This window comes from Psychrobacter sp. CAL346-MNA-CIBAN-0220, assembly GCF_040309805.1.
In the GTDB taxonomy this organism is placed as follows: Bacteria; Pseudomonadota; Gammaproteobacteria; order Pseudomonadales; family Moraxellaceae; genus Psychrobacter.
Genome location: NZ_JBEOPF010000629.1, coordinates 1 through 244, shown reverse-complemented (window position 1 = coordinate 244; position 244 = coordinate 1). Strand labels below are relative to the sequence as shown.

1 protein-coding gene is annotated in these 244 nt (G+C 39.3%); it reads right to left on the bottom strand.

The genetic code is table 11. The features are described 5' to 3' along the window. Positions 1-225, bottom strand: a 225-nt coding sequence (locus tag AAEY88_RS15085) for a GFA family protein (protein ID WP_350563698.1), incomplete at its 3' end; no start/stop codon positions are given. Positions 226-244: the final 19 nt, after the last annotated feature.

Below are 244 nucleotides of genomic sequence, written 5' to 3'. Positions count from 1 at the left end.
AAACAGCTGTTGTTGAGTTAAGTTGACTGTGTCATTAGCAAATTCATAATAATCGGGTTTTTTATCAATGAAAATCTGGCTCTCAAAAGTAAGGTTTGGATTCTCTTGAAACAGTCCTAGTGACAGAACATAAGTCTCAGAGCTAAGCTGATGATAATAGAGATTGGTGCCGCATTTATGGCAAAACGCACGCTCCGCCCATGCTGAAGAGGGGTAAATAGTCATTGACTCCTCACCTTTAATA